Source organism: Asticcacaulis sp. MM231 (genome assembly GCF_964186625.1).
Taxonomy (GTDB): domain Bacteria; phylum Pseudomonadota; class Alphaproteobacteria; order Caulobacterales; family Caulobacteraceae; genus Asticcacaulis.
The window spans coordinates 239385-265440 of sequence record NZ_OZ075110.1; the positions used below are offsets into that span (position 1 = coordinate 239385).

General features: G+C 55.9%; 21 protein-coding genes. 14 read left to right on the forward strand and 7 right to left on the reverse strand.

All coding sequences use genetic code 11. The features are described from left to right. Nucleotides 1-255 precede the first annotated feature (255 nt). Together ABQ278_RS20260 and ABQ278_RS20265 are read left to right on the forward strand one after the other, a co-directional pair. A complete protein-coding gene (locus tag ABQ278_RS20260) occupies nt 256-1416 on the forward strand; it encodes an ATP-grasp domain-containing protein (RefSeq protein WP_349322831.1) in 1161 nt (386 codons plus the stop codon). Continuing rightward, nucleotides 1413-2531: a GNAT family N-acetyltransferase gene (locus ABQ278_RS20265; protein WP_349322832.1), complete on the forward strand. Its 1119-nt coding sequence runs from the start codon at nt 1413-1415 to the stop codon at nt 2529-2531. Before ABQ278_RS20260 ends, ABQ278_RS20265 begins: the two co-directional genes overlap by 4 nt. A 486-nt stretch (nt 2532-3017) precedes the next feature. Here the strand turns inward: ABQ278_RS20265 and ABQ278_RS20270 are convergent, their stop codons facing one another. The 3 genes from ABQ278_RS20270 to ABQ278_RS20280 all read right to left on the reverse strand — a co-directional run bounded on the left by ABQ278_RS20270 (nt 3018) and on the right by ABQ278_RS20280 (nt 7087). Next, entirely contained in the window at nt 3018-3386 is a 369-nt protein-coding gene (locus tag ABQ278_RS20270) for a hypothetical protein (protein ID WP_349322833.1), read from the reverse strand. Nucleotides 3387-3455: 69 nt separating this feature from the next. Further along, the gene (locus ABQ278_RS20275) at nt 3456-4502 is read right to left on the reverse strand and encodes a hypothetical protein (RefSeq protein WP_349322834.1); all 1047 of its coding nucleotides are present in this window, start codon (nt 4500-4502) and stop codon (nt 3456-3458) included. Between the two features lie 1862 nt (nt 4503-6364). Further along, complete coding sequence (locus ABQ278_RS20280) at nt 6365-7087, reverse strand: hypothetical protein (protein ID WP_349322835.1); 723 nt, start codon at nt 7085-7087, stop codon at nt 6365-6367. Nucleotides 7088-7553: 466 nt separating this feature from the next. Here ABQ278_RS20280 and ABQ278_RS20285 point away from each other — a divergent pair, with 466 nt between their 5' ends. From ABQ278_RS20285 to ABQ278_RS20295, 3 genes are all read left to right on the forward strand, one after another. Further along, on the forward strand, nt 7554-8489 hold the full coding sequence (locus ABQ278_RS20285; protein WP_349322836.1) for a hypothetical protein: 936 nt from the start codon (nt 7554-7556) through the stop codon (nt 8487-8489). Nucleotides 8490-8508: 19 nt separating this feature from the next. Further along, complete coding sequence (locus ABQ278_RS20290; RefSeq protein WP_349322837.1) at nt 8509-9657, forward strand: UDP-galactopyranose mutase; 1149 nt, start codon at nt 8509-8511, stop codon at nt 9655-9657. A gap of 153 nt (nt 9658-9810) precedes the next feature. After that, nucleotides 9811-10578, forward strand: coding sequence for a metallophosphoesterase (locus tag ABQ278_RS20295; protein WP_349322838.1), 768 nt, complete (start codon nt 9811-9813; stop codon nt 10576-10578). A gap of 121 nt (nt 10579-10699) precedes the next feature. On the opposite strand, the gene ABQ278_RS20300 is transcribed toward ABQ278_RS20295, so the two are convergent. Next, nucleotides 10700-10915 (reverse strand): hypothetical protein, encoded by a 216-nt coding sequence (locus tag ABQ278_RS20300; RefSeq protein ID WP_349322839.1) that lies wholly within the window; start codon nt 10913-10915, stop codon nt 10700-10702. A 455-nt stretch (nt 10916-11370) separates the two neighbouring features. Between ABQ278_RS20300 and ABQ278_RS20305 the strand changes: the two genes are divergently transcribed. The 6 genes from ABQ278_RS20305 (at nt 11371) to ABQ278_RS20330 (ending at nt 16840) form a co-directional block, all read left to right on the forward strand. Further along, complete coding sequence (locus ABQ278_RS20305) at nt 11371-11709, forward strand: helix-turn-helix transcriptional regulator (protein WP_349322840.1); 339 nt, start codon at nt 11371-11373, stop codon at nt 11707-11709. Then, nucleotides 11709-11927, forward strand: coding sequence for a hypothetical protein (locus tag ABQ278_RS20310; RefSeq protein WP_349322841.1), 219 nt, complete (start codon nt 11709-11711; stop codon nt 11925-11927). The genes ABQ278_RS20305 and ABQ278_RS20310 overlap by 1 nt, the downstream gene beginning before the upstream one ends. Further along, the gene (locus ABQ278_RS20315; RefSeq protein ID WP_349323057.1) at nt 11928-12992 is read left to right on the forward strand and encodes a type II toxin-antitoxin system HipA family toxin; all 1065 of its coding nucleotides are present in this window, start codon (nt 11928-11930) and stop codon (nt 12990-12992) included. A gap of 2610 nt (nt 12993-15602) precedes the next feature. Next, entirely contained in the window at nt 15603-15881 is a 279-nt protein-coding gene (locus ABQ278_RS20320; RefSeq protein WP_349322842.1) for a hypothetical protein, read from the forward strand. 156 nt (nt 15882-16037) lie between these two features. Then, a complete protein-coding gene (locus ABQ278_RS20325; RefSeq protein WP_349322843.1) occupies nt 16038-16265 on the forward strand; it encodes a hypothetical protein in 228 nt (75 codons plus the stop codon). 356 nt (nt 16266-16621) lie between these two features. Continuing rightward, nucleotides 16622-16840, forward strand: coding sequence for a hypothetical protein (locus ABQ278_RS20330; RefSeq protein WP_349322844.1), 219 nt, complete (start codon nt 16622-16624; stop codon nt 16838-16840). Between the two features lie 683 nt (nt 16841-17523). Here ABQ278_RS20330 and ABQ278_RS20335 read toward each other — a convergent pair. Together ABQ278_RS20335 and ABQ278_RS20340 are read right to left on the reverse strand one after the other, a co-directional pair. Continuing rightward, nucleotides 17524-18507 carry a metallophosphoesterase gene (locus ABQ278_RS20335; RefSeq protein ID WP_349322845.1) on the reverse strand — a complete coding sequence of 328 codons (984 nt, stop codon included), beginning with the start codon at nt 18505-18507 and terminating at the stop codon, nt 17524-17526. A 549-nt stretch (nt 18508-19056) separates the two neighbouring features. Further along, entirely contained in the window at nt 19057-19497 is a 441-nt protein-coding gene (locus tag ABQ278_RS20340) for a hypothetical protein (protein WP_349322846.1), read from the reverse strand. On the opposite strand from ABQ278_RS20340, the gene ABQ278_RS20345 reads away from it, so the two are divergent. Together ABQ278_RS20345 and ABQ278_RS20350 are read left to right on the forward strand one after the other, a co-directional pair. After that, complete coding sequence (locus tag ABQ278_RS20345; RefSeq protein WP_349322847.1) at nt 19466-20845, forward strand: SGNH/GDSL hydrolase family protein; 1380 nt, start codon at nt 19466-19468, stop codon at nt 20843-20845. The genes ABQ278_RS20340 and ABQ278_RS20345 overlap by 32 nt on opposite strands. 202 nt (nt 20846-21047) lie before the next feature. Further along, complete coding sequence (locus ABQ278_RS20350; protein WP_349322848.1) at nt 21048-22109, forward strand: glycosyltransferase family 2 protein; 1062 nt, start codon at nt 21048-21050, stop codon at nt 22107-22109. A gap of 227 nt (nt 22110-22336) precedes the next feature. Here the strand turns inward: ABQ278_RS20350 and ABQ278_RS20355 are convergent, their stop codons facing one another. Continuing rightward, nucleotides 22337-22570, reverse strand: coding sequence for a hypothetical protein (locus tag ABQ278_RS20355; RefSeq protein WP_349322849.1), 234 nt, complete (start codon nt 22568-22570; stop codon nt 22337-22339). A gap of 660 nt (nt 22571-23230) precedes the next feature. Between ABQ278_RS20355 and ABQ278_RS20360 the strand changes: the two genes are divergently transcribed. Continuing rightward, a complete protein-coding gene (locus tag ABQ278_RS20360; protein ID WP_349322850.1) occupies nt 23231-25969 on the forward strand; it encodes a hypothetical protein in 2739 nt (912 codons plus the stop codon). The last annotated feature ends 87 nt before the right edge of the window (nt 25970-26056 follow it).

Consider the following 26056-nt stretch of genomic DNA (forward strand, 5'->3'; position numbering starts at 1 on the left):
AATACATAAAACACGATAGTCGAATTATATAAAACACCTTTTCTGATTTCAAACTGAAGCTACACCTTGGAAATCCATCCACCTTCAAGAGGCGACGCGTGAAAACCCTTGTCCTGCCATAGGGGCTGCTCTTGGTGAGGATATCCCCGATAAGGGCGGAATGATCCTTGCATATCCCTATTATCTCGGTTAGCAGGCGGCCGGGAAAACACCAAAATCAGCCATGGGCATTTTGGGAAACGGGGGAACAAGCACATGCCAAAAATTCTATTCGTCGGCAGATCTAACAGACCGTCCCTGTCCAGGCTGCCCCAGCGTGCCCGACCCGTATGCGGCAATCTGACGATTTTGTGTTCGAGAGGGGATTTTCTCGATTCTACCGGCTTCTTCGATCGCAAACTCTATTGGTTTGAAACCGAAAAGTACGGGAAATTGTTATGGCGTGCGACATCGTTGCTGAAACTATGTCTGGTTTTGATGGACCAGCGTCCGGAGGTCATCGTCTTTGGCGATGAAGCAAGTCTTAAACTCGCCAGCGTCATCAACACGCTAGGTTTAACCCATCTGTTACCCTTGCCACCCGGGACAAAGAAAGCGCTTAGGTTGGCGCTCCCTCCAAAAAAGCACTATCGTCAATATTTCAATCGGGTGGAAAACCACAGTCTTGTCGACTCTCTGGGCCTAAGGTGCCCCCGCGGCCGAGCTCTACATGCGGTCGAGGACGGGCTCTCCTTTCTTTCGGAGTCGCCATCCGGAATGGTTATAAAATTGGATAGCACGGTTGCAGGCGAAGGCGTCTATATGTGCCATTCTCCCGCTGATGTGGTGACCGTGTTTGAAACTCTGGACGTGGGCCATGGGCCCATCCTGGCGCAAGATTGGCTCAATGGTCCGTTAGGCTTTTATACGTTTTCTGCTTTCGAAGGGAAGCTCTTGAGCGGCCACGCTGCCATCAAACGTGAAGGGCATATGGGCTGCACAGGCCCCAGCTCACTCATAGAGATCATAAACTATCCTGAGATGAGCCTCGCCGCCGAAAGACTGGCCGAAGCGCTTCACCTGAGCGGCCTCTATGGCATTGATTTCATCCTGGACGAAACAACAAAGGCGGCGTTCGTCATTGAGTTCAATCCCCGCCCGACCCAGACAAGCCATCTGGATTCAGCCCTAACCGATTATGTAAGGGCCATGGTCAAGGGCTCATCAAAGGTGAGTGAGGCAGAGGCGGTGCCAGAACTGGAACCAGGTGCCAAGGTGGCGCTCTATCCGCAGGAATGGCAACGCTTGGGTCGAGCCCCGCAGGCGTGCGATATCATTCTCGATATTCCCTTAGAAGACCCAAGCTTAATTGCCGCCTTTGAAGATGTCTGGCGCGCAGGGGCGCCCGGCAAGCCCGCCTGGGGGCTGGGCGTATGAGACGTCAGGTCAAGACCTCAGGTCCGGCGTCGCTTGACTGGCAGGTCACAACCGCCCCTGAGGCGCTTGAGGTGATGCAACGGGAATGGGGAGATCTCTGGCGAAGAGCCCAACAACCCTATTTCAGCCAGAGCTTTGATTGGTGTAAACTGGCCTGGGACTCTCTGGCGCAGGCGCGTGGCCGTAAACTCTTGCTCGTGAGCTATCGTCATGCCGGTCGGCTGGATTTCATTTGGCCACTTGTAACCTATGAGCTTAAAGGGTTCCGCCTCATTCGACCGCTAGGGCCGGAGGGAAGTGAGTACGCGCTACCGCTCTGTAACCCTGGCATCGACGTGGAGCGGGTGTCAAATCAGGTAATCGAGGCTATCAGACGGGACCGAAACGTCGATATCATTCGACTACCCTTCCTTCTGAAAAGCCAGGCGATCAATCAGAACCTGCTCGAGCGTCGTTTCCGGTTCGATGAAACCCTAACCGCCAGCTCTGTAGATTGGGCCTCAGTCCAAGATTGGAGCAGCTATTTTCGAAACAGGGTCAGTTCGAAGCACAGAAAAAACCACGAGAGGTTAAGGCGTCTCTTAGCGACGGGGGGCAGGCTCCAGTTCAGGCTCATCGATGATATCGCCGAACGTCAGGAAAAATTCGACTGGCTCATGCAGACCAAGCTGGCATGGATGAAGACGACAGGTCACTCAAATGCCTGGCTTATCCAAGCGGGCTATCGTGATTTCTTGCGGCATTTGCTCAGCTGTGACACCCATATGGGGCGACTTGCCATCGTAGACCTTGAGCTCGACGGCAAGATCGTGTCCGGCCTGCTTGTCGCTCTAACCGGCAGCCGTATGGAAGTCCTGATAACCGCCTTCGATCCGGCTTTTGCTAAATATTCCCCAGGTCAGCTTCTTTGGGAAGACGCTTTGCGGTTCGCCTATGAGCGCAAACTTGAATTTGATCTGCGTATCGGCGACGATCCGTACAAAAAGGCCTGGTGCAACCAATATGGTGAAGTTGTTTGCAGCGACATCGCCGTCTCCCTGCGCGGGGCCTTGTTCGTGCTGGCACGAAAGGCCCAGGCGACCTTGCGAGGCTTACGTCCCCAAAACCGGCGCTAAGGCGGCGCCGACACACAATCTGCTGGCCCCAGGCGCCCACCTTGCAAGCCAAGCAGGCATTTAACGAGCACAAGACCCGAAAGACTAAAGGTCAGCGCAAATGATTGCACCGTGTTCGCCATCTTGTGGTCTTACGACGCAGACCCGTCCACCCTTGCCCGCCCGACACCAGGCCCCCGACAATGCAGCAAGGCTGTGACGATAGCAAAGGACCATCAACGTCCTCGCGCGCCCAAACCCTGCCCTTCTGAATCACCCAAACCCTGCCCTTCTGAATCAAGTGTGTAGCGATGATCTCGGCGACCTGCTGGCGCGCGTGGTATCTCGGCGTAAGCTTGGTGCTTTTATCGATGACATCGCCTACGAAGAAAGACTTTTGTTTCAAAACTTGACTGCTGATCATCACGACACCTAACCCTCCACCTAAGACACAGACACTTACAAGAGTATCATAGATATAGGCCTGATACCCGCACAGGGCCTTTGTCACTCTAAGCCATGAACGTGCTCATCAAGCCAAGGCAATGGTTCGGGTGACACGATGAAGGTTTCGCCTTTGCTGCCTTGCTGCCACACGAAGGCATAGCCGAAGTCGTTTTCCATCGGGAGCCAGAAAACACGGGTCGCCTCGGTCATGTCGCCGTCGCAGCCGCAAGCGACGGCAAGTTTCAGCGCGTCCAGATATCCGACGAGGAAGTCATTCACCGGGTTCGACATGGCGTCCTGGGACTCATACCCCCCCATGACGCGCTCTGCATGGAGGCCTGCAATGCGAGCGGCGGTTTCCTTAAGGTCGGGCAGCGCGTCCCACCCAAAGTCGGCAGGGTCGATGGGGTATACCTTCCATTGGATCATGGTGGGTCTCCTATATGCCCGAAAGGGTATTTTGATGCCAACGCGTTGAGGGGGCACAAGGGGATCGCCTCAGCACAGCTCTTTCACCCTGCGGTCAAGGGACAGGCATAACCCACCGGCGTCGCTGAACGTCAGAACGATGCCAGCATCGCGAATGGCCAAAAGAAAGGTCGCAACGCTCTTAGCTTTGAAAATACCAGACAAGGGCGCGACCGTACTGGCGAAGCGCGATATCGTGACTTTGGAGAGCCCAGAGTGGTGTGCGGCCTCCCGGTGAGACCAGCCAAGCAGCCCGCACGCTGCGCGGACCTCTGCGCCTGTCAAGTTCGGTAGAATCGCCGCGACCGTGTCTCCTTCATGCCCCCGCTCTGATTTGGAAATTTTTGTCATCGCGCCGCACCATTCGACGGTCTTGCCGGAGGCCCCCTTAACCGGAATAGCCGACAGATTATAGGGTCGAACGACGGTATCGGAACAGATAATATTGACTCGCACGGAAAACCGTGAATTGGTCTCTATCAATGCATCGAGCGATTTATGTAGCCCGGCGCGATCGTCTGCGGGCACATGATCTATCCAGCTTAACCCCTGCTCGGCACCTGCAAAGTTTAGCCGCCCTCTCCCGACAGAATCAAACGTCGCGCCTTTAAGATCACCGCGCCAGAGGCACTCCACATCCAAGGTCTCCATGGCAACATCCAGCCGACGCCCAGCATCGGCGAACGCCTGTGAAACGGCGTGTTCCGCCGTCACGTCACGCGCAAATAGAAGATAGATGGGGTGCCCGCCGCTATCGGTCAGTTCCTGATAATGAAACAGCGCCCGACCGTTCCCCCTGATGCGCCGTGCAATGCGGAATGTCTGCGCTGGCGGCATTATGCCTCGGAACATCAGGGCAAGGCATTCTTTAAAGCGCGATCGATCCTCTGAATGGATCGATCGCAAAACGAGCGCCTGCGAACCAGGATGGCTGGCGGGAGCATCCAGAAGTCGCAACATCCCCTGCGACAGACGCCAGTCTTCGGTCTCAGAAGACACAGTGATCCATCCAATGTTCAGCGCAAGCTCTACCGCACTCAAAAGGTGAAGTGAGGAAAGGCGTTTCTTCGAAAACATACTCATAACCTGATACTCACGCGCCTTCCCACGCGACGACATAGACAGTGTTAAACGCTCTCCCCGCCCCGTTAAAGCGTCGCGAAACAGGAGGGGTGTCGAAGCCCAAGACCTGGGCCACCCAGTTAACAGACGACACACGCCGGACCTCACAAGACATTGCTGGGGGATCGTTCTGACCCGAAAATCAAGATTTCCGACAAGGCGCCCCGTGACATTTCAAAGTGACTTTGTCGTCATCTTCAACGTGATGATGCCATATCAAGGGAGGCAAGGCCTGGTCGCTGCGGGGCTATTCTCCAGACGTCTTCGCCTCATGAACGCATGGCATAGAACTTTCGAACAACCAGACACGCGCACCACGCTTAGGAACCCGACTTTCAAACTGCGGCGATTATTCCCGTTGCCGGCTAACAAAACGATAACAAATTACCTTACCAAAAGCGTTGCAATAGGCAACTTTGAGGATAGTTTTCAAACGCTTAGCTTCGTTCTTCCAGGTCCAGATCAGCGTCCGTGCGGATGAGGCGGTGCCGCCGTCAAACCCCCGGCAGCAGGGGGCCTGCCTTACAGCCTGCATCGCGGGAACGCTCAGGATAAGACCTGTCACGCGCGGCGGCGCAAGACGAGACCACGGGCCTGCACCAGGAGCGAGACGATCAGCGCCGGCGGCCTATGAACGGGCGCCGCGCGGTAAAGGCGGCACGACCCTCCCCCCATTTAGCCAAGCGACTTTTGTCTCCATTTCTCGCGGCTCGGCGCCGGAAATGATAAAAAAGGCATAAAAAAGCGTTAAAACATTTCATGAATTAACTGTTGCTGTTGAATGGCCGTTCACGCTGATTTTTTAGTCTTTGGCCCGATCCACCGAGCGGATACCGCGCCAGGGACAAGGGAATTTCGACCATGCATTTTTATGAAAATCAGTTACGCGAGGCACTGCGATTTCAAGATCCGATACGACAGGTCCTGCGACAAGCCGCGCAAGCCGCAATTGAAGCCGATGACATCCGCGCGCAAAAACGGCGACGGCGTCTCATGCTCATCGCAACGCTTTACAGTCTTTCAGCCTGCGTCTGTGTGGCCAGTCTGATGAGCCTATGGATCGCAGGGTCCCAGTCACTCACATGTACGACGAAACGCGCAGATCGGCCCCACATGGTCACACGCCCTTAATTCGGCGCCGCAGCCATGCGGCGAAAGGCCCCCGGCCGTCTAGCACCTAACCTTTAACCACAAAAGAGGATGACATGAGAACGCGACGCGACCGCCGTCACACTCGAGCCTGGCTAGGGAATGGTCTCGCCCTCCTGGCAGGCTTGAGCATTCTTTTGCTCATGCTACCGCTGTCGCCGCTCTATTTCACAGTCGTTTGGCTGGCCCGTTCGAAGGAGGATAAACCCTCGCGTTCGGGAGGGCCACCTGTGGAAAGCTGAACAGTTTACCTATCTCGCGGTCAGCGGATATCATCGACAGAAACCGTCTTAACAAAATCTCTTGGTACGTTAAGACAATAGCGGCGCCACTTGTTGGATCGTCTTGGGTCCAGAAGTCCCACCTTCACAAGCCCCGCCAGATCTCGCGTGGCCGTGGGGACGGTCGTTTTACAGACCCGGATATGGTCCGCTGCACTGGATCCCTGCCAAGCGCCTTGCCGCTCGGCCTCGAACATCCGGCCCAGCGTTAGGAGTTGCCGGGAATTCAACCGCGTTCTTACGGTGCTCAGACGCGCAAAGACCGCGATCTGAAACTCAACCTTTGCCAGGTGTCGCTTTTGTGCTTCGATAAGCTTGGCGCAAAACCACAGCAGTGCCTCAGTGACGTCGCGACCCGCAGGCCCCGCCCGCATCTGATGCATAAACTCATCCCGACACCCCATAAAGACCGTGGCGAGTCCTGTTTGAAGGCAATCCCCCCCCCTGCCCGGTCAAAATCTGCAGGGCGGCCATATGCGCGACGCCCCTGCGCGCGCGCCCCAAAGGCAGGTAATTGAGAATCCATAGGTAAGCTAGTCCCGCACGCGTGACGACGGGCAGGATGAGTTCGCCGCGTGTGTCGCAAGCGTGAAGCTCTGCAAAGACGCGGGCAAGGGCATGGATAGGGAGATCGTAAGCCCGGCTTGCCGCCGTCTCGGCCGGTGAGGCGCTTAAGTCCTGGTCGTCGTCCGGAGGGGCAGATGAAACTCCATCTGTGGCGTAGCCGCCCGTTTCAAGCCCAAAGCGCCAAAAGTCATAGGCGGAGTCATGCGAGGAAAACATCATCTCGGTCCGGCAATCTGCCAGGCGGTCAGCCATGCTGCGGACGGCGGCATGGCGCTCGTCACGCGCCGTATCGTTTAGCGTTTTCCGCCCAGAACCCACAGGGTTTGACGCCCTGACATGCCCATCGTCAAGAAGGTTCAAAAGATCAACACCCTCGACCGCAAGGCGCGTCATTTCGTGGTAAAAACGCTCGGCCCCGCTCAGCGTTGTCAGGGTGTGGAGGAGCGTCTGACGGCCCTTTACAAACAGCCCCTCCCCCCTGGCATGAGATGCTGGCTCCCACCTAAAACCAATGGCCAGGCCCTCCCTCGTGCTCTCAGTCATACCATCAATGTTACTTTCGCAAAGCCAAACCCAATCGTTCACAAAAAAAGGACAAGGCCTGTAAACTATAAACTTGGACGCCGGAGAAAACGGCCGGCGTCTCATCAGGGATGAGACAGGCATTTGACGCCCCAGGAAGCGGACGCAGCCAGACGCCGCAAATCGCATGTGCGAAGGAAAAATTTTGAACCTTGAAGACATCCGGTTTGCGCAAATAATATATAAATCAATTGCTTGTCGAATTTCTTAAATTGCCCTTTGCGAGGAGGCACCTGGAAATCATTGCTATGCACAAAACTTGTGATACGACTGTGGCATCCGTATTGCAGGACGGCGGGCGCGCAGAGAACTGATGCGTGGTCGTGACGTCACCGGTCTATTTGTGTCGAATAGAAACGAAATATGAAGACATTTAGACAATAGAAGAAGGGTGACGCACACACTTGCTTTATTTTGGGAATAAAACATGAGCCTTGTTGGCCAGATCTACGGTAGCGCTAAGAAGGTCTTCAAGGACCGGGAGCGTCAGTCGAACCTTCGCGACACGTACAAATTTGTCGATCGCAAAAAGGACAGCGACACCGTGGTCATTGTCCTGGCCGGCTATAAGCAACCGCTCTACCCTTTTGTTTTCCCCAGGCTGCACGCGGCCATGCCCGAAGGCGTTGATGTGTGCGTGATGTCAGCGGGAAAGCACGACCCTGATCTCGAAGACCTTTGCCAGAGACATAGCTGGAGCTACCTCGCCACCTCGACCAATGACGTATCTCTTGTGCAGAACGTCGCGACCTCCCTGCACCCCAAGGCCACCCAGATCGTAAAAATTGACGAAGATATGTTCGTCACACGAGACACGATACGCGACTGCATAGCCTATTATGCTGAGGTCAAAGCCTCCGGTATCGCCAATCCCGCCTTTGTGGCCCCCATGATCAACATCAATGGTGTGTGCTATCGCCCCCTGTTGAAGCAGCTAGGTTTGCTCGAAGAGTTTGAGGCCAAGTTCGGTGTCGCACGCATCACCACGCTGGGGGCCCCCCTGACCGACAGTGCCGAGGCGGCGCGATGGATGTGGGAAAAAACAGCACCGCTTGAAAAGACGGTGCAAAGGCTCAAACATACCGCTGAGCCCGAGCTGATGGCGCCCGTCCAGTTTAGTATTGGCATGATCGTTATGGAGCGCGCCTTCTGGGAAGAGATTGGCTTCTATCCGGTCAGGCGTCATATGCTGATGATGAAAAAATCGACCCTCGGCGCTGACGAAGAATATTTGTGCCGGATGGCGACGTTCCACGCTCGCCCCGTTGTCATCTGTCAGCATGCCTTGGCCGGTCACTTCTCGTTTGGCCGTCAGTACGCTGGCATGCTCGACCTCCTCACCGAACACCCTGAATATTTCTAACACCGGAGACCATCCGTCGATGGACAAGACAATACTGATCGTAGGCGCGGGCTTCGCTGGCGCCTGTTACGCACGCGTCCTGGCCGAAGCGGGCTTTCGGGTCGAGGTTATAGACCAGCGCGACCATATTGCGGGAAATGCGTTCGACTTTGTCGACGAGAACGGGGTGCGCCGCCATCGCTACGGCCCCCATCTTTTTCATACCAGCAATGAGCGCGTCACCACATGGCTTCAGGGTTTCGGGGAATGGGTCCCTTACGATCACCGTGTCCGCGGGCGCCTGGACGACGGCCGTTTCGTGCCTATCCCGGTCAATCTGGAGACCATCAACACGATTTTCGGCAAGAGCTTCACCACGGCTGAAGAGGTTCAGGCGCACCTGGCCTCGATCGCCATCCAGATTGAAGAGCCAAAGAATGCTGCAGAGCATCTGTACTCGCAAATCGGCACACAACTGACCGACCTCTTCTTCCGCCCCTATACCAAGAAGATGTGGGCGATGGATTTGGAAGATATGGATGCTGCCGTCGTCAAGCGCATTCCTTTGCGTTTTGACCTAGAGGACCGCTACTTCCCAAACGACGCCTTCCAACTCATGCCTCGGGACGGTTATACCGCGATCTTCACCCGAATTTTCGATCACAAGAACATAACGGTGCGTCTGGGTGTCGTGTTCGACAAGGCGATGGAAGCCGAGTACCGCCACGTCTTCAATTCCATGCCGATTGATGAGTATTACGATTTTAAGTTGGGCGAACTGCCTTACCGTTCGATCCGGTTTCACCATCGCACGGAGACAACCCGGGTTGACTATCCGTGGGCAACAACCAATTTTACAGATACCGGCCCGTTCACGCGCGAAACCTATTGGCATCTCTTGCCAAACCACCTCGTCAACGACAGCGGTCGCTACACCTATACCATGGAAGAGCCTTGCGATTACCGCGACAACAACCTCGAGCGCTATTATCCTGTCAAAACGGCCGACGGCCGCTACGACAAAATCTATAATGAGTACAAGGCGCTGGCTGGCAAGGAGGCCCGTACCACCTTTATTGGTCGATGCGGCACCTACCAGTATCTCGATATGCACCAGGTAATCAATCAGTCCCTTATGGGGGCTGAAGCATGGCTAAAGGAAAGCCTCGATCGAGAGACGCTGAGGTAACCAGAAGCACGGGGGATGGTTTCAGGCGCCGGCCAAGGGGGGAATAGGCGCTATAGAGTTTAGGTTTGGGCCAGGCAGAGCTGTGCAAGGCCAAGGAATTTTACAATGATTTGGTCAATGTTTAAGTCGCGCAAAGTGTCAGCGCCAAAGGCCATGGACCCCGCGGCCGCGTCTAAAATTGACCGCCTGACCTATGCCATCGGCGACATCCATGGTCGACATGACCTTTTCACGACCTTAATTGACGCCATTCGTAAGGACGCCAGCGCGCTCCAGCAGAGGCCGCAGATTGTTCTGCTGGGCGACTACATTGATCGAGGCCCCGATTCCGCCAAGGTCCTCACCTCAATTATTGAGCTCACCGAAGAAAGCTGGTGTGACACCGAAGTCCTGCTTGGCAATCATGAGCTCTTCATGATCAAATTTATTCTCGATATCGCCGATGGGCCGCCATGGCTCAACTTCGGTGGTATAGCGACCCTGTCCTCCTATGGCATTGCCTCACCCGGCAATCGGACGGACGCCCAGGATTGGCAGGATCTGCAGGACGAACTTCTTGAAAAGATCCCAAGATCGCACCTACAAATGCTGTCGCATGCCAAAATTTTTTATGTCTCAGGGGACTATCTCTTTGTGCATGGCGGCGTGGCGCCAGGCGTTCCGATCGAAGATCAGACGGTCGATACGATGCTTTGGATACGTGACGCGTTTCTGATGTCGCCAAAGGCCAGCGACTATGTGGTTGTGCATGGCCATTCCGCAAAGGCGACAGCCGATAACCTGCCATGGCGCATCGGCATCGATACGGGGGCCTATGCGACAGGTATTCTTTCGGCAATAAGGCTTCACAAGGCCGAACGCAGGATCCTTCAGGTCAGAACGAGCGGTCTGATAGACGCTGATGCCGTTAACCTGTCCTGACTGTACCCAGGTCAAGGTCGAATCCTTCGCGTGACGGACGCGGCGCTTGCCAACGTAAGTCAGCCCCAATAGCGGATAAACCTTCGTCCGCCGCGCAAAAGCGCCTCGTCGACTCGACAGACTAAAGGAGCAACGCCAGCAGGCCGTACCAAACGGTTGCAGAAAACGCGCTTGCGCCCAGAATGACAAGCCCGAGCGGGTATTTTTCAGTACAGAGCGACGCAGACGGAGCGTGCGGTTGGCAGATGATGACCCGTCCGTGGATCTCACGCAGATGGGAACCGCCGCTTATGAAAGGGTCAAGGTTGTGATGGGACATGAAACCTGTAACGTTCATAGTTTCCTCCTATTACGTACAAGCGCCTATTAGGCCCGAAACCTCGTCAAAAAGAAGCAGGTTAGGAGGCGCAGGATATAAAAAGACCATGGGCGCGACGCCAGGTGTAGGGAGAGCCAAGGCGTCCCAAGGCGCTCATTCATAGAATCTCATGATCGTGGTAAAGGGTTATGCCTATGCTTGGACAGCCATCTGCCCGAATACGGTATGCAATGGAACATCTCAAGCGTCCTCCTGCTCAGCCGAAAGCGTCATAGAAATGGCCGTCTGAACAAAGCTGAGACACGTGTTGCCGGCTCAGCAAGTCTTTCGTGATGGTAAAAGGTAGAGGGCACATCACTTAATAGCCGTAATTCCGTATATTGCACCACAGCATACGGAATATCGCATACCCCTTGACTGACGTTAAAATATCCTACATTCCGTATATTTATAAGAATTATACGGAATTACGCATGAAATATGACATATTTCCCAGCTTGGGCGCTCAGTTGCGCCAGGCTCGTAAGAACCGAAAGATGACCCAGCCCGATCTGGCCTTGCGTCTTGGACGTACACAGGCTCGAATCTCGGAGTTGGAGCGAGATCTGCTTAACAATCGCCTCGGGCGTGATCGGCTGACATTACTGGTTGAAGTTTTAGATGCCCTTGATTTGGTCCCGGTCCTGGTGCCTCGGTCTGCCGCTAGCACGATGTCTATTCCCAACCCTGACAGGCCCGTTACCCGGTTGGCGTCAAAAGGTACAGTCTTTGACGAGGTTTTCGTTGATCTGTCTGACGACGAGGATAAGTGATGTCGCCCAAAGCTGCCATTCTTGGCGTTCATCTCTTAGGTCCAGATCAAGAGGTCACACGGTTAGGTACGCTGACCCGCGATGCAGAGGCCGCCACTGCTTTTGTGGTTGACGAGGCCTATTTGCGTGATCCCCATCGCCCGCTGTTGAGTTTAAGCTGGTTCCTGCCAGACGACGATGTACAAACAAAAGCCAGACTCGCGGCCAGAGGCGATTAGATCGGGCTACATGGATACCTCCGGCCATGGTTCGCCGGCTTACTCCCCGAGGGGGCCCTACGCGACCTGGTCATTGCTGAGATGGGAACCGGCAATCACGACCAGTTCGACCTGATCGCAAGGCTCGGGGCCGATTTGCCGGGGGCCATCATGATCGTACCGGAAACGGAAGTGCCGGAATCAGCTGGGCCTTTGCACTTTGAACAGATACGGGGCTTTCGTGCGGCGGTACCGGATGGACGGGTGAAGTTCTCCTTGGCGGGCGTTCAGCTCAAGTTCACGGCACATACGACCGGTGATTGCCTGACCGTTCCCGGACATGCCGGCGAGAGCCGTTCCATTCTCAAGCTTGCCTCAGAGCGCTATCCGGGCTTACCCGAAGCAGAATTCGCCGCCATGACCGTGGCGCGACTGTCGGGCGTCAACGCTGCGGCTTGTCAACTCATCTCGACAGATCGCATCGATGGCATACCGGCAGAGTTTCTGAGCCACGGCGCCACCGCGCTGGCCGTCGAACGGTTCGACCGCGCCAAAGGCGGTCAACGCATTCAGATCGAAGATTTGGCGCAAGTGATAGGGGCGGTGGGCGAGCGAAAATACACCATGGCGAATTACGAAAGTATCCTCAATACCGTTAAGCGCTTCAGTACAGACTGGCATCTGGATGTCATCGAAGGGTTTCGCCGTTGCGTTATTGATGTTCTAATCGGCAATGGGGACAACCATCTTAAGAACTGGTCGTTCATCTTTCCCGAAACCGGCTCTATACGTTTGTCACCCGCCTACGACCTTGTCCCCACGGTTCTATACGTTCCTGACGACACCCTCGCGCTGGAGTTCGCGGGAACCCGTTCCTTTCAGAACGTAAACTTCAGGCGTATCGGCCGTATTGCCCGGTTCCTTAAAATTGATGCGGATCGTATCGAGGCTGAATTGAAACTCATGGTCCGGGAAGCGGTTGCCGTTTGGCCCGGGCAGTTGGAAACCCTCCTCGGGACTGAAAAGGCAAAGCGGCTCGTACAGAGATTTGATACACTTGGTCTTGTCGAAGAGGCTTTGGCCTGACCTCGCCCACCACCATCATTTTTCTACACCCTCCCGACAATCCCCGTCCGGCGACAGCTTAAGAGTGTCCTCAATCCAGGCGAAGGCCGCGACAATGAAGGTGACAATGATGGACTCCACATCGTCGTAGCGCTCTAAGGATGCGATACTTCCCCGTAGCGTGCGGTCAGGAAAAGGCCAGTCGACCTCTCCGGCCTGCCCCAAAGCCACGTCTCCAAGCCAAGTCCCTTGGCCGGCATGCGAGGTTCGGGCCACAGAGCGCATGGTCCGATCTTATTAATTTTTATACGTGGTGCCTTTGCGGCGACGTCGTCCATTACCCGGTGGTTTCAGGTAAAAGAGCCATGCCAAAGCGCGACCAAATGGTCGCGCGATCAATTGTATTACTTTCATGATCCAACCCTGTTTTGGCGATTATACCGTCCGCCTTTGGGCGGCGACTATATCATAAAAAACTGTCGACCCTGAGTTGTATTTTTTTGGCATGTCCTGCGTTTGATGGGGACGACACCGTCTGCCAGATGGGAATGGTAGAGCTTTCAGACCTTGACATGCCGTCTGTGCGTTGGCCTTGAGACACGAAGAGTTGTGTTAAAGGGCAGATTTTTTGCGAATATCTGTGGATTCAAACCCTTTCAGGGCCATCAATATCAGTGGTCATCGGTGGTTCTTTTGTCTCTGGTGTGAATGTAGGACCCCAAACCATATCCGAACATCATGGAGGGCCACCCGCTACGCTTAAGGCTCGCTCTGCCCTTTGGAAGGGGCAGCGAGCCCGGCGCTACGCCCTTGCCCAATGACACCACGCCCTGGGATACGACCCTCAAAGTCTCGGCTCTCAACATCTGAATGAAATCGGTAGATTGAGGGGCGCGGCTTAACTGGCCCGCATGCCGTCGTGCCATAGCCAGCAGGCGCGTCCTATCCCGTAACGAACCCGCGCTCAGGACAGTCTGTCAGCGTCCCACATCAGTTAGTCACAGAAAACTTGTCCTCTCAGCCGTCCCAAGACGAATTTTGGTTTGGTCCTTGCACGTAACGCTGAGAGGCAAGGTGCTGGGGGCCGCCCCCCCCCCCCCGCCCCTCGGACGAACTAGGGATGAAGGAACATTGAACCATGGAAATTAGACAATTTCAAAGTGAGGGGGTGGGCACAATTCTCCTGGGGCTCCTGATCATCGTCTTGGTCCCCGTCTTCCTGCCCCGGTTGCTCATAAGTGCGGTGATCGACATATGTTACCGGCCCAAGCCCTGGAAGGGGCCGCCGGTAAAACCGACGACGAGCAAACCACGAAAGCCACGCCACCGGAAGGTTCGCGCCGCCACGTGGATGTAGGCGCCGAGCGCCCTTAAGCTCCTGACAGCGAGGCTTCAGTGATGCCCGTTTGCCGCAACCGTGATGGATTTTGCTAAGCGACCTCATCGAGACTTGGCATGAGCGTGCGCACATAGTTAAATCGACCATGGCCTTGGAGGGGGAGAAAATGATGGCTTTTGAAAGCACAAAAGAGGTAGCCATGTCCCTGCTCTACGTCGCGCTATGTCTGCTGCATGCGGTATTATTTATACCCAGAGTTACCGTGCAAGGCCTCCTGTACGTGATCAGATGGGTTGCGACGCGCCTCAAGACTACGAAGAAAACCAAGACCATAAAACCGCGTCGGATCCGGGCTGCGGTCTGGATGTAGCCGATAGCCAATGGGTTGGCCGGGAGGTCTGTGTCAAAATGGGACCAAGCCAGGGTATCGCAGGGGCCCTTGTCGTCCGGCACGTCGTCAACGCCCAGAACGTCTGACGACGCGCAGGCCTGAGGGATGTGACGATAATTGACCACTGCGACCGAAATCCCTATGGTTAGATGTCGAGCCGGCAGAAAAAGGGGTTCGCGCGCTATGCCACGGCGAAGCGTTCAGCGTCGGCTCGATTCCCAAGCGAACTAAACTCAGACCTGTCTGTGCGCGTCATGCGGCTTGACCGTTGCGTCCCCTTAATGCCCCCTGTCTTGTTGACGTTCTCCTTCACTCAAGCGAGAAGACGTTCGTGAAAGAAGGGGATGACCTTAATGGTGGACGGCCTTGGGCCATTCAGCACCGGCTTGTCAGCACAACGCAACGTGGCCTCGATGCCCTTTGATTATTCGCGCGCGTCGTCGTAGCGACGGCCTGGAGGGTCCGTGGTGCGCCCTGGGTAAAAAGCCCGCGTCCTGGCAAGTCAGTGGCCTGGTCGTCTGGCACGCGAACCGAACACAAAAGAGGCGCCGTGCAGAGGGTGACCGAGGCGATTGGCGAGGGCTTAAGTCCTCGACGCCCCCTTCTCCTCATCGGCAATCCTCACCCGGCGGGATCACTTTCTGCCCGGAATGCCCGGGCGCTTCTGCCAGGACCTCACAACCGGACAATGGGACGCTGAACCCCTTAATCCGGGCCTTAGAAAAGACGAGAACGCCCTTTGCAAAGCGCCAGGGCGCGAAAGCTGCAGAGCCGGCGGGGCATCGACTATCCTCAGAAAATTTGTCTCCTGGGCGGTGAATTCGGGTTACATTGCGACGCCACATGTCGTAGGTTTGGCTGTAAGGGTGTATCCCTCTACCGCCAGCGAGGGAGTTGCTTTTTGGGACAGAAGTCCAAAGATCTGATCAAAAAACTGGAAAGAAAGATCGCCAGGCTCCAACGCAAGCAGGCGCTCAGTGAGGCCCTTTTGTTGCTGTTGGCCGCGCGCGCCATTGAGAGCCATAAGGATCTGCAGTCAGCTCCTTCAGACCAGGCGCCGCCTTCGCCTAACCAGGGCAAAGAGGCCAGTGATCGACGCCGGGAAGCGCGGGAGATAGTGGATGAGATCGCACAAAAAATGCAACTTCATGCGACAAACGGGGTTAAACACCCGGTCTGAGGGATCACCTTGCGCGAGGAATTAACCTTGGGTGTAAGCGGTGCCGCGACGCGCAAAATTTATCTCAAATATTTCGGAAGCGTGACTAGATTTTTTTACCAGACTCGGCGCACAAACGAAAAAAAGTGATTTGGGGATCCTGGAATGGAAAATCGTATGATGAAGGAGACGACAGCTCCTTTGGGCGCCTCCGAACGCGCCGAAGAAACGAAAAGTCTACGTCGCCTTATTACTCAAAACATGCTTTTGCGGCGGTTCATCGCAAAATATATTGACCGAACAGAACCCGCTCCCGTCGCTCAGGAGACTTTTGAGGACATCCTCAACCGCCTCGAAAAGCTGATCCATTCGAATCCGCCCTCGGGTCACCGTGACGGGAGATGAGCGAATCCGGGCCGGCTCTCTCCAGAGCGACGCGGGCCCCTCTGCAAGGGCACGCAGCCTTGACCCGGCGAGCGGCCTCCAAAGACAAGAAGAGCCGCTGAACCCCATGGCTGACCGCTGGGGGGATAGCAAAGCACAACCCACCCCGATCCCGCGGGTCCGCCATAACACCCCAAAGCAGTAGGCTCGGCGCTTATCCGGGACGTCGCTCTGCAGACCTAAGGCACGCAGGCCCTGCTAAATTCGCATGGACAAAGGTACGAACTTCTCAAAATCATCCGCTTTACACGCTTCAGGGTATTCACGTTGTGCCCTGCTTTCATTTGTCTTACACGTGATCGCGCCAAGGAGGCACGATGACGGAAGATAAGGTCGCTAACCTGATTAGCAGGATTGAGCATGTCGTTACCCTAAAAACGCCACCGTCAGATCCAGACGCTTCGCTGATCATTCTGTGCGGCGTCCTGATCATGATTGTCCTCGGCGCCTCAACAATCCGCTGGGTTATAGTGCCTCTGCTTTTCAAGTTGAAAATCATCCGTAGACGGCATGTGCATAAAATATTCTGGAACTGACGCGTCGCAAAGCTAGATCCAGGCACCAGCGTGAGCGCCCAGGCCACAGGCTCGACCGGCAGTGGCTCGAAATAGGTATAGGCCCGCGAACCCTCCAGGATTTTGGCCAGGGCGCTCAGGCGATCAAACTCGCCTACAATGGCCGGCGCCGAATGCGCGGCCGCAACCTTATAGGGAAACAGGATTTGTACGTCGGCCTGGCGCGAGAAGCCATTCAGGACTTAGCTGTGTTCTGGGCTGGAATATTGACGCTACAACCCGTCGTGTTCAAAGCCGTCGTGAGCGCGCTTGCCGTGCCGGCGCCGAACTGGCACAGATCAACAAGGTCGTTCCTGTGCGCCATCTGAGCCACTGTCATCAGATCTGACATCTTGCCGTAAGCATCGCCGGACGCCGCCCGCCGGGTGTCACCCAATCGGCGGATTGGTGTTAAAATATCTGCAAAAGCACAGAAAGTTAAATCTCTAGAAATCTAAAACGTGTTTACTCCCTCCCTAGGAGACGACACATGACACCGCATGATCAACCCAAGGGCCATCCGATCGTGGAGGCCTTAGCCTTTGTGAGATGGCGCCTCGCCTGTGCTTTCGCCTGGGTTTTCTGTCTTCGCATGCCGCCTCGCCATAGAATACGCAGGCCGACCTACTTCAACTGAGCCTCGATGCGCGTTCACGCCGCTAGGTTTAGGGGGGTGTGATCACGCCCGAAAGTTTGGCCTGGATCAGGCGTCGTTCGGGCCCATTCAATCGCATGACGGACAAAACGCCTGTAGCATAGGCACCTGTGTCCACGCCGATACGCCAACGATGATTGTCGGCCGTGGCCTTGGCAGAATGACCGTGAACGACAACATACTCCGAAGCGCGCGGCGACTTTAAAAAGGCCTCGCGTATCCAAAGCAGGGTGTCGACGGTCTGCTCCTCGACGGGAACCCCCGGCGCAACGCCCCCATGCACAAACAGATAATCGCCGGCGATAAAGTAAATATGGGCATGGGACAAAAGCTGGAGATGGGCGCGCGGGATCTTGACGAGCAGTTCATCCTGTAAAGCCTGCCACGCGTCTGGGTCGTTTCGGTCGGCCGGAGGGGTTATGCCATACGACGCAAGGGTGGACAGGCCGCCATAGTTAAGCCAGGGAGCACCGCTTTGCGTATCAAGGGCAAACTTGATCATAAACAGTTCGTGGTTGCCCAATAAGACTTCCGTATCACACCAGTCCTGTGCGCGCAGATCAATAATGGCGCTGAGCACCTGCGCCGAATCCGGCCCCCGATCGATATAATCGCCCAATAAGACAATCCTTGGCCGCTCGTTGAGGGCTCTGGCATCGTGACGGATATATTCTATGGCAAGGGCGAACAGATCATACCGCCCATGGATATCGCCAATGGCGTAGGTCAGACGGTCAATTGTCGAGGGCTTGGACAAGACCTCAGGCGGGTTTTGCGGTTGGTGAGCGTCAGCAACCCCTTGGCGTGGCCGGAAAAGGGCCTTCACGAAGGGTAAAACCCAACCCTCGGAAGTCGATTTTGGTGAGGTGTCCACGGAATGATCGTGCCAATAGCCGGTCAGCGGCCCAAGGCCGCGTCGCGATGCACCAATAACAGGCAGGCTTTCGGCCTTAGACACCCGCCCTGCGGGCGGCCACTCTTCGATCAAACGCATATTCATCTCTCGTGTCCAACGCTCCCAGTCTTTACGCCTGTCTCAATCTCTGATCCCCTGCCCCAGTGGCCGACCCGGCCTACAGGCCTCAACCCAGACCATCTGGCACCACAAGCCTACAGACGTAAGGCTTCGCCAAGCGACCGTAAACGGGACTGCGCGCGGACATCGCGATCACGAGTTTTATGCCCACCATTTCATCAGGTTGCAACGCGGGAAATTACCACGCAAAATGAAAAATTGATGTTGAAGCCTTGGTTGTATTGCTGGGTAAAGTTGGTCGAAGAGGCCTTGCTTGTAACAATTTGAGACAGATTGAAACGTCTTGTGCGGCCGAAGCAAATGTGAGTCCACGGACGTGCAAATCATTGTGCGTTGCAAAATGTCTTCATCGCGCTAGTGAAGTTCTGGGTTGCGAAAGTCTGACCTCTGGGCCTAACCTGCCCAAGGTGAACCGACGTACAAAGCCCGTAGTGAGATTAGGAGCCCGCCGAATATGAGCCAGAAACCCGCGTCTCCCGGTGATCGCCCGCGGTCTGAACCGATCACTCAACCCAATGAAGGGCCGCGGCTATCAAGGCGCCGTGCGCTTTTGGGGCTTGGCACGCTGTCTGTCTCCGCGAGCAGTCTTCTGGCCGCCTGCGGCGGCGGTTCGGGTGGAGGCTCAAGCGGAGGCGGGACGTCGTCAAGTGCGGCCACCTCGTCTTCCGTCACAGTCTCGTCAGACGCGGCCGCCTCGTCCAGCGGGTCAGCGTCGTCCTCTACATCCTCTGCGTCATCTTCTGCGTCATCTTCTTCATCTTCTTCGTCATCTTCGTCATCTTCGTCATCTTCGTCATCTTCTTCCTCATCTTCCTCATCTTCCTCATCTTCATCGTCTTCCTCGTCGTCATCGTCTTCGGACTCTTCAGCGTCAAACGGTGCGTCGGCAGGCGCGCAGAGTAACCCGCTGCCCTCCGTGAGCGCGGCTTTTGCCGCCGTCTTTGGCACGTCGCGCCTGATTTCGGCCTATACGGGGCCCTGCCTGGATATCCTCGTCAGCGGGGCAAAGCGTAGTGTTGGGTTTAGCGGCAACGGCCTGGATACGTCGGGGATTGGCAACGGTCTCTACCCCATCCAGACATGGTACGATCAGTCCGGGCGTGGGCGCCACCTAACCCCTGGAACCGCGTCAGTACCCAAGCTCCTGATCCGCACGGGCGCCTTGCCATGTATCATCTTTTTGGAAAACGATTTTCTCAATCTGCCGTCGGCGCTCTCCGCCGACCGCGCCAATTCGGCGGTGTTCCATGCCGCACGCTACACGTGGCAAAGTCGGGCCGTCGACGTCATTAACTGGGGAACGGGCACGACCAGCGCCATGCGCTTCGGGTCTTTCGTCGATGGTGGACATACACCGTCCATGCAGGTGATCTCCGGAGGCATGACATCATTTCCGAGCTCGACACGCTTTTTGTCAACCTGTACGCCATGCCTGACGGCCTATAACAGTCGCGCCGGCAGCCTCACCATCCGCCGGGATGGCTATGTTGAGAGCTTAAACGCCTTATCTCCACTTCTTCTGTCCGGCGGTCGCATAGGGGCAAGCGGAAACGCGACGAGCTATGGACGTCAGGATATGTTCGCGCTCGTCATTTACGCGTCCGGTCTGACGACGAGTGAAGAACTGAGCGTGGCACAGGCTATCAAAGCCATCTATAACCTGAACAGCTGGAAGCCGGACAAACATATTGTCATTCTCGGGGACAGCAAAACCCAGGGTGATGCGGCCGCGAGCAATCTCAACATCACACGCGTCCTCCACGATCTTTACGGCAAAAGTCCCGATGTCTGGATACGTAATATGGGGATGAACGGGTCCGACATCGCTTCGCGTTACGCCACATTCTGGTTTACCTATGGTCGCCCCTATAACTATGTCGAGCCGGACTGCAACAAGAACGCCTTCGTATGCTGGCTCGGCGTCAACGACGTGTCCTTAGGACAAACGGCCGACCAGATTCTCGCCAACTACGTTAAGCTCTTCAACGTCCCCAGTGACAAAGGCACCAGCGTCACGACGCAAGGATGGAAGGGGCGCGTCTTGTCGACCATCATGCCGGCGCGCCCTCAAAACGCCGCTAAGGACAGCGTCCGTCGGGCGGTGAACGCGGCGATCAAGACGGTTGCCAACGTGAATGCCATCTGGGACGTGAGCAGCCTGTGTGACACAGGTGGCGTTCTGGCTGGCTTTACGACCGATGTCACCCTGTCACAAGACGGCACACATGAGAGTGAAAAGGCGTACGCGCTTGAAGGCCCCTCCCTCAAGGCCGCGATTGACGCATCACTTGCCTGACGTAAGAGCCTGAGGCCGGTGCCATGGCCCCTATTCCGCCGCGCTCGCGCAAAACAGGCAATCTGGCGCCGCAGTTGGTGGTATTTTGTAAATTCTTGGTGTTATACATGTCTTTTCGCACCTGCGAGACTGTTAAAGTGAGGAAACCTTTAGTAGTTTGTGAGACAAATCCGAACCCCTACAACTTCGGCCAGGCACCTGAATGCGCGTTTCGGTAATCATCCCAACCTATAATGCGGCGCGAACGATATTGGCGACGCTGCAGTCTGCCCGCCAGCAGACCCATCAAAACCTCGAAATCATCGTGGTTGACGATGGCTGCACGGACAAGACCATGGAGATTGTCGAACAACAACGCCGGGAAGACGGTCGCATTCGCATTGTTCAGCAGGTCAATAGTGGCGTCTGTGTGGCCAGGCACCGGGCCCTGTACGAAGCCAGCGGGGATTTCATCGCCACCCTCGACGCCGATGATATCTGGCATCCGACGAAAATCGAAAAGCAGCTCATCCGTCTGATCGAAGCACCGGCCGACGTTATGGCGGTGTATTGCTGGTCTCGACGCATCGACGAAGACGATAACATATTATCCACCTTGCCAGCCGTACGTGCAGAAGGCTTCATTTTGTGCCAGCATGTCTACGACAATGTCATTGGCAACGGCAGCAATCTGATGGTTCGGCGTGAGGCCGCCATCCGCGTCGGTGGCTACCGCGATGACCAGCGCGAACCCAAAACTCAAAGTGCCGATGATCACCTGCTGCAGCTCAGGCTGGCAACACAATTCAGGTATGTGGTCGTGCCTGAATATCTTGTCGGATACAGGGTTGTTGGCGGATCTGTGTCCAGCAACAAGGAACAGCTCCACCTGTCAATCATGCGTAATCTCGAGATTATCAAGTCTATGACGCCCCATGTCCCCGACTGGGTCTACAGATGGAGCCGGGCGGCATCCCTATTTGACCAGCTCGGATTCAATTGGCGCCAACGTAACTTTTCCGCAATGCTGCGTACCGCCGTGACAGCGTTTTGCCTCGACCCAACCATGTGTGTGGACAGACTGCGGTTGGGGATCATCAAGGCCGTCCATGCCGATCGGCACCCCCAGAGCCGGCAGGTCAGAAAATATTATGACGTGAGCCCGACGGCCAATATTGTTGAGGACAATGGCCTGCATAGACGGCGCATGCGACAGCTCTCCGAACTGGATCAGGAGATATTTCGAACGCACCGCAAGAAGTTCGTCTACCCAGCCTCGGTTTAGGCGCAGGCGTCGGAACGTGGCGGCAAGGCGCGGATTAAAAAAGCGTGAGGCACGTTTAGGATCAAAAAGGCGCGCAAAATCTAAAACCTAAGGCGCTGATCTGATGCAATCGCTTCGGAAAACACGCGCTTATCATAGTCGACACGACATAGGGACGGATGGGACATGCCATCTCCGTGCCTTGGCACGGCGTGCGCTAGCCCTGTCGGCAAAGATGTAAGGACGGCCTAAGCCGCCCTATTGCCGTGCGCGGTCTGCGTATGAACCAGCGCATCCAGGCGCACAAGAATGTCGATAAGGGGTTCTTCGGGATTGTATTTACGCTCAGGCCCGGATCTTGGCGAGCAATGTCGCGATACGAAGGCCGTCAAGAGAGCGTTTTGGGTTGTCAGGCGTTTCAGTCCGGCAAACTCGGCGACATGTTTTGACGCGAAGCGTGTATTGGTAAGGGCATGTGTCATAGCATTTCTGTCCCAAAGTGTTCACGTGGGAAGGACACTCGCAAAAGCTGTGCCACCCGCCTGTTCAACAGGCCTGAGGTGACCATCAATAGAATAAATAAATTAATAAATACAATATAGTAGATTAAAAACTGCGATGTGTGGAGCCATCGATGCCTGAGCCATGTTCTGAAGGCCACCCACACATGCTTACACCTGTGAAGGCCTTTGCGCGCGTTGAGCGGTAAAAATAGCAACGGCTGCCGCCGTAAACGAAGCTGCGTCGGCGGACGTTTCGTATCGAGGCAGGGGCATGGTCTTTGACGTCTGCCGCTTCACCCTAGTCCAAACCGCTTGGCCGCCAAGGGATCGGAGTGATCGACCATGTGTAACAGGCGCCGCTGTCAAGAAGGGGCTTGCCCTGCGTCAACAGATCGGGAGCGCCATGCCCGTGCATAGGCCGCGTTCTGAACCCACGCCGCCTTATCGTTTTCAATGTACGCATCCCTCGCGACGGCTCAGAAGCCGCGAGATGTCCTCCGTCCGCCCAAGTCTGTTGCGCGTCTAAGGTGTGCTTTTCGAGCGACGTTTATCCAAAATACGAAACCTTTCGCTATCCCAGATTGACTCCACAGCGACAGCGTTAACTATTGTTAACCTAAAATTGGGCGGGGGACTTCCATGTTTGATGGGCAATACGAAAGCTCGCTTCAGGGCGCGAAGAACGAGACAACCGTGACGCCGCCGCCTACATCGGGAAACACCAAGGCCGCGTTGACCTTGCAACTGATCGTGATGGTCTGTTTCGCCGTGCTGGCCTGGTACACGAGCTATAATGTCATTATCGACCAGGTCGCGCGTTGCGCGCCGACGCGTGATGCCAGGGTGGCGACAGAGTGTGCTCCGCTTGGCAACAAAGACGCAATACGCGCGCGATTGACCGTACACGACGTGGAGAGGTTTGCCATGACCCCGCTCCACGACAGCCAAGACCCTGTTTTCGTCCAGCACAACAAGGCCAGGCACTACTACGACTGGTACACTAAGTGGTACCTGGTCATCGCCCTCGTCTTTGTGGCGTCGTTTGTCGCCTTGTTCGTCGGCGACGCCGTCTCCAAACTGACAAAACCAGACGACGACGATAGGGCCGACGCGCTATCCGGCGACGCAACGGGGAAGGGGCATAGCAAACAGTCCCTTACGGCCAACGAGAAACCCTTCCTGGTACGGATGCTGGCGCTTTTTAACCCGTCCAGCAATCTGGCAAACTTCTCCATTTCGCTCAGTGCCGTTTCTGCCATCGCCGCCTTCGCGGTTAGCGAATATTACAAACTCATTGACCTGACCGTCATCAAGTCGTTCGCACCGTTCGGCACAAATGTCATCAGCGATGCCCTATGGCTTGAGGATAAGACCCTGATACGGGTGCTCTTTGACCTGGCCAGTCTCGATCACAAATACTATTTCTGCCTGTTCAATTTTCTCATTCTCCTGATATCAACCATACCGCTCGCGCTAGGTTATCGACTGGCCAAGAACGGCTTCCTATTCACCCGTCTTGTGACGCTGCTAAAGACCATCGTCATTGGCTCGGTCGAAGTGGCAAAACGCATTCTGGGTAAGATCGATGAGGTGAAGGCCGAGCTCGCTGGCGCACAGGATGGGTACGCCCGCAAAACGGCCGACCTGCAGGGTCTGACCCGTGATCTGGACGCCAAAGAGCAAAGTCTGACCGACCTCCACACACAGCGGGTGGCCTGCCTTGTCCGGGTTGCCCATGTTACAGATCAGATCAAGGTGCTGGAGGAATACCAAGCCGAGCTCAAGATGAAATGCGCCGAGATTAAGGACAAGGCCAACGGTGGCCTGGTCAACCCTCTCCGACCCGATCAGCGAGCCGCACTCGAAGCAGCCGCTCAGGCGCTTGACAACAGCCTCGGTAACCTGTTGACCGCGATCGACGCGTCGAAGACGGAACAGGCGGACCTTGACAGCCAACGCGTGGCGTTAGACGACCGTATTCGCGCGCTTGCGGACGAAATTGCCGGTCTTAAGGGGCTTATAGGCCAGGCTAATGCGGCCCTCGCCAAATTGCGTGACGTCATCGCCAGATCGCAGGCGCAACTCGACCTTATGACGGAACAATTAGCGGACTTGCAGACGGATGAAGCCCATCATGCCCGGACGTCTGAACCCCTGAAGGTGATTGAAGACAAAATTCTGCCTGGGGCGCCTCTTCCCATATCCCCTTCGACGAAAAAGCTCTTGCCCGCCTGGCTCACCTACACCGGCGTTCTGATCGTAACCTTCTTACTGTTCGTGATTGGAAACTGGGCGGTTGCCCCTGAGTTGCCCAGGTTGGGACGTCCGGAGCTTATCCTATCGTTCGCGGGCCAAGTCTTCGCCATCATCAATGGCATACTTGCCCTCGCCCTGCTCGCGAATGGGCTCATGATTAGCCTCTCGGGCGATGCCTTCTTCCGGAACAGAGATCTTACAGGATTCACGCGCTTTTGCATGTTTAGCGGCGCGGCCCTGGTTGGCTCACTGCTGTTTTGGGGCCTGCCCCACCTCGTCCCAAGCTGGCAGATCAAAACCCTGTCCTTACCCGACAATCTCGGTGTCGCTCAACTGAAGTGCGACGTTAGCAACAACGACTGGGTCCCGACGGGCGCGGCGGCCAGCAGTTGGGTATTTGACAACGACAAGTTTGTTGCGGTGAACGCCATCAGCCAATGCCGCCTCGCGCAGACCCCTGATCTCGACGCCAATTATTATATTGTTGTCGGTACCGCGTCCGAAGAAGGCGCCGCGGCTTGGAACAACGACCTTGCGGCAGACCGGGCCGCGATGTTGGCGTCGATGATCAAGGGTGATTTGGGCAACGACGCGCACGTCTATTCGCTGAATCTCGGGAAATTTGATCCGGCATCGGTCGACGCACAGATTAAGGAGCTCAACGAGCAGCTTGCCATCGAAAGCGCGCCCCAGGCGAAGGAGGCCATGGAACTCCGCCTGACGGATCTGTCTGCCTATCAGGTTCAGAAGGCGAAGGTCACAGACTTGCAACGCCAGTTGGGACAGACCCGCGACCCAGCGGCCGCAGAGCGCCTACACGTCCAATTGCGAGACGCGACCGCTTACCAGCGCAAGATTGTGGTGGTTTCCGGTTATAGCCATAAGCTTGCCGATGCTGACAAAGCCAGGGCCCTGGTGGTGGCGCGCAAAACGGACACTTTGGCTGCTAAAAAGGCAGTGCCCGACTATGATCTTGCCGGCGAACTGAGTTCAAGCGTTTGCGCTGATGTGGCACAAGCCCAGACCTTCAGATCGTTGTTCAAAATAGATCCGAGTGTGTATGCGACAGGCCCCTTGGTTTGCTCGGCCGAGGGGCGTCTGCCGTTATTGCCACAGCCATAGGATGCGGCATCCTTGGACTTGGAGACGCGTTCTTTGTTAAGATTACGAAGCAAGGTTGGAGGGCGGCGGCTAATAATGCACTCTGAT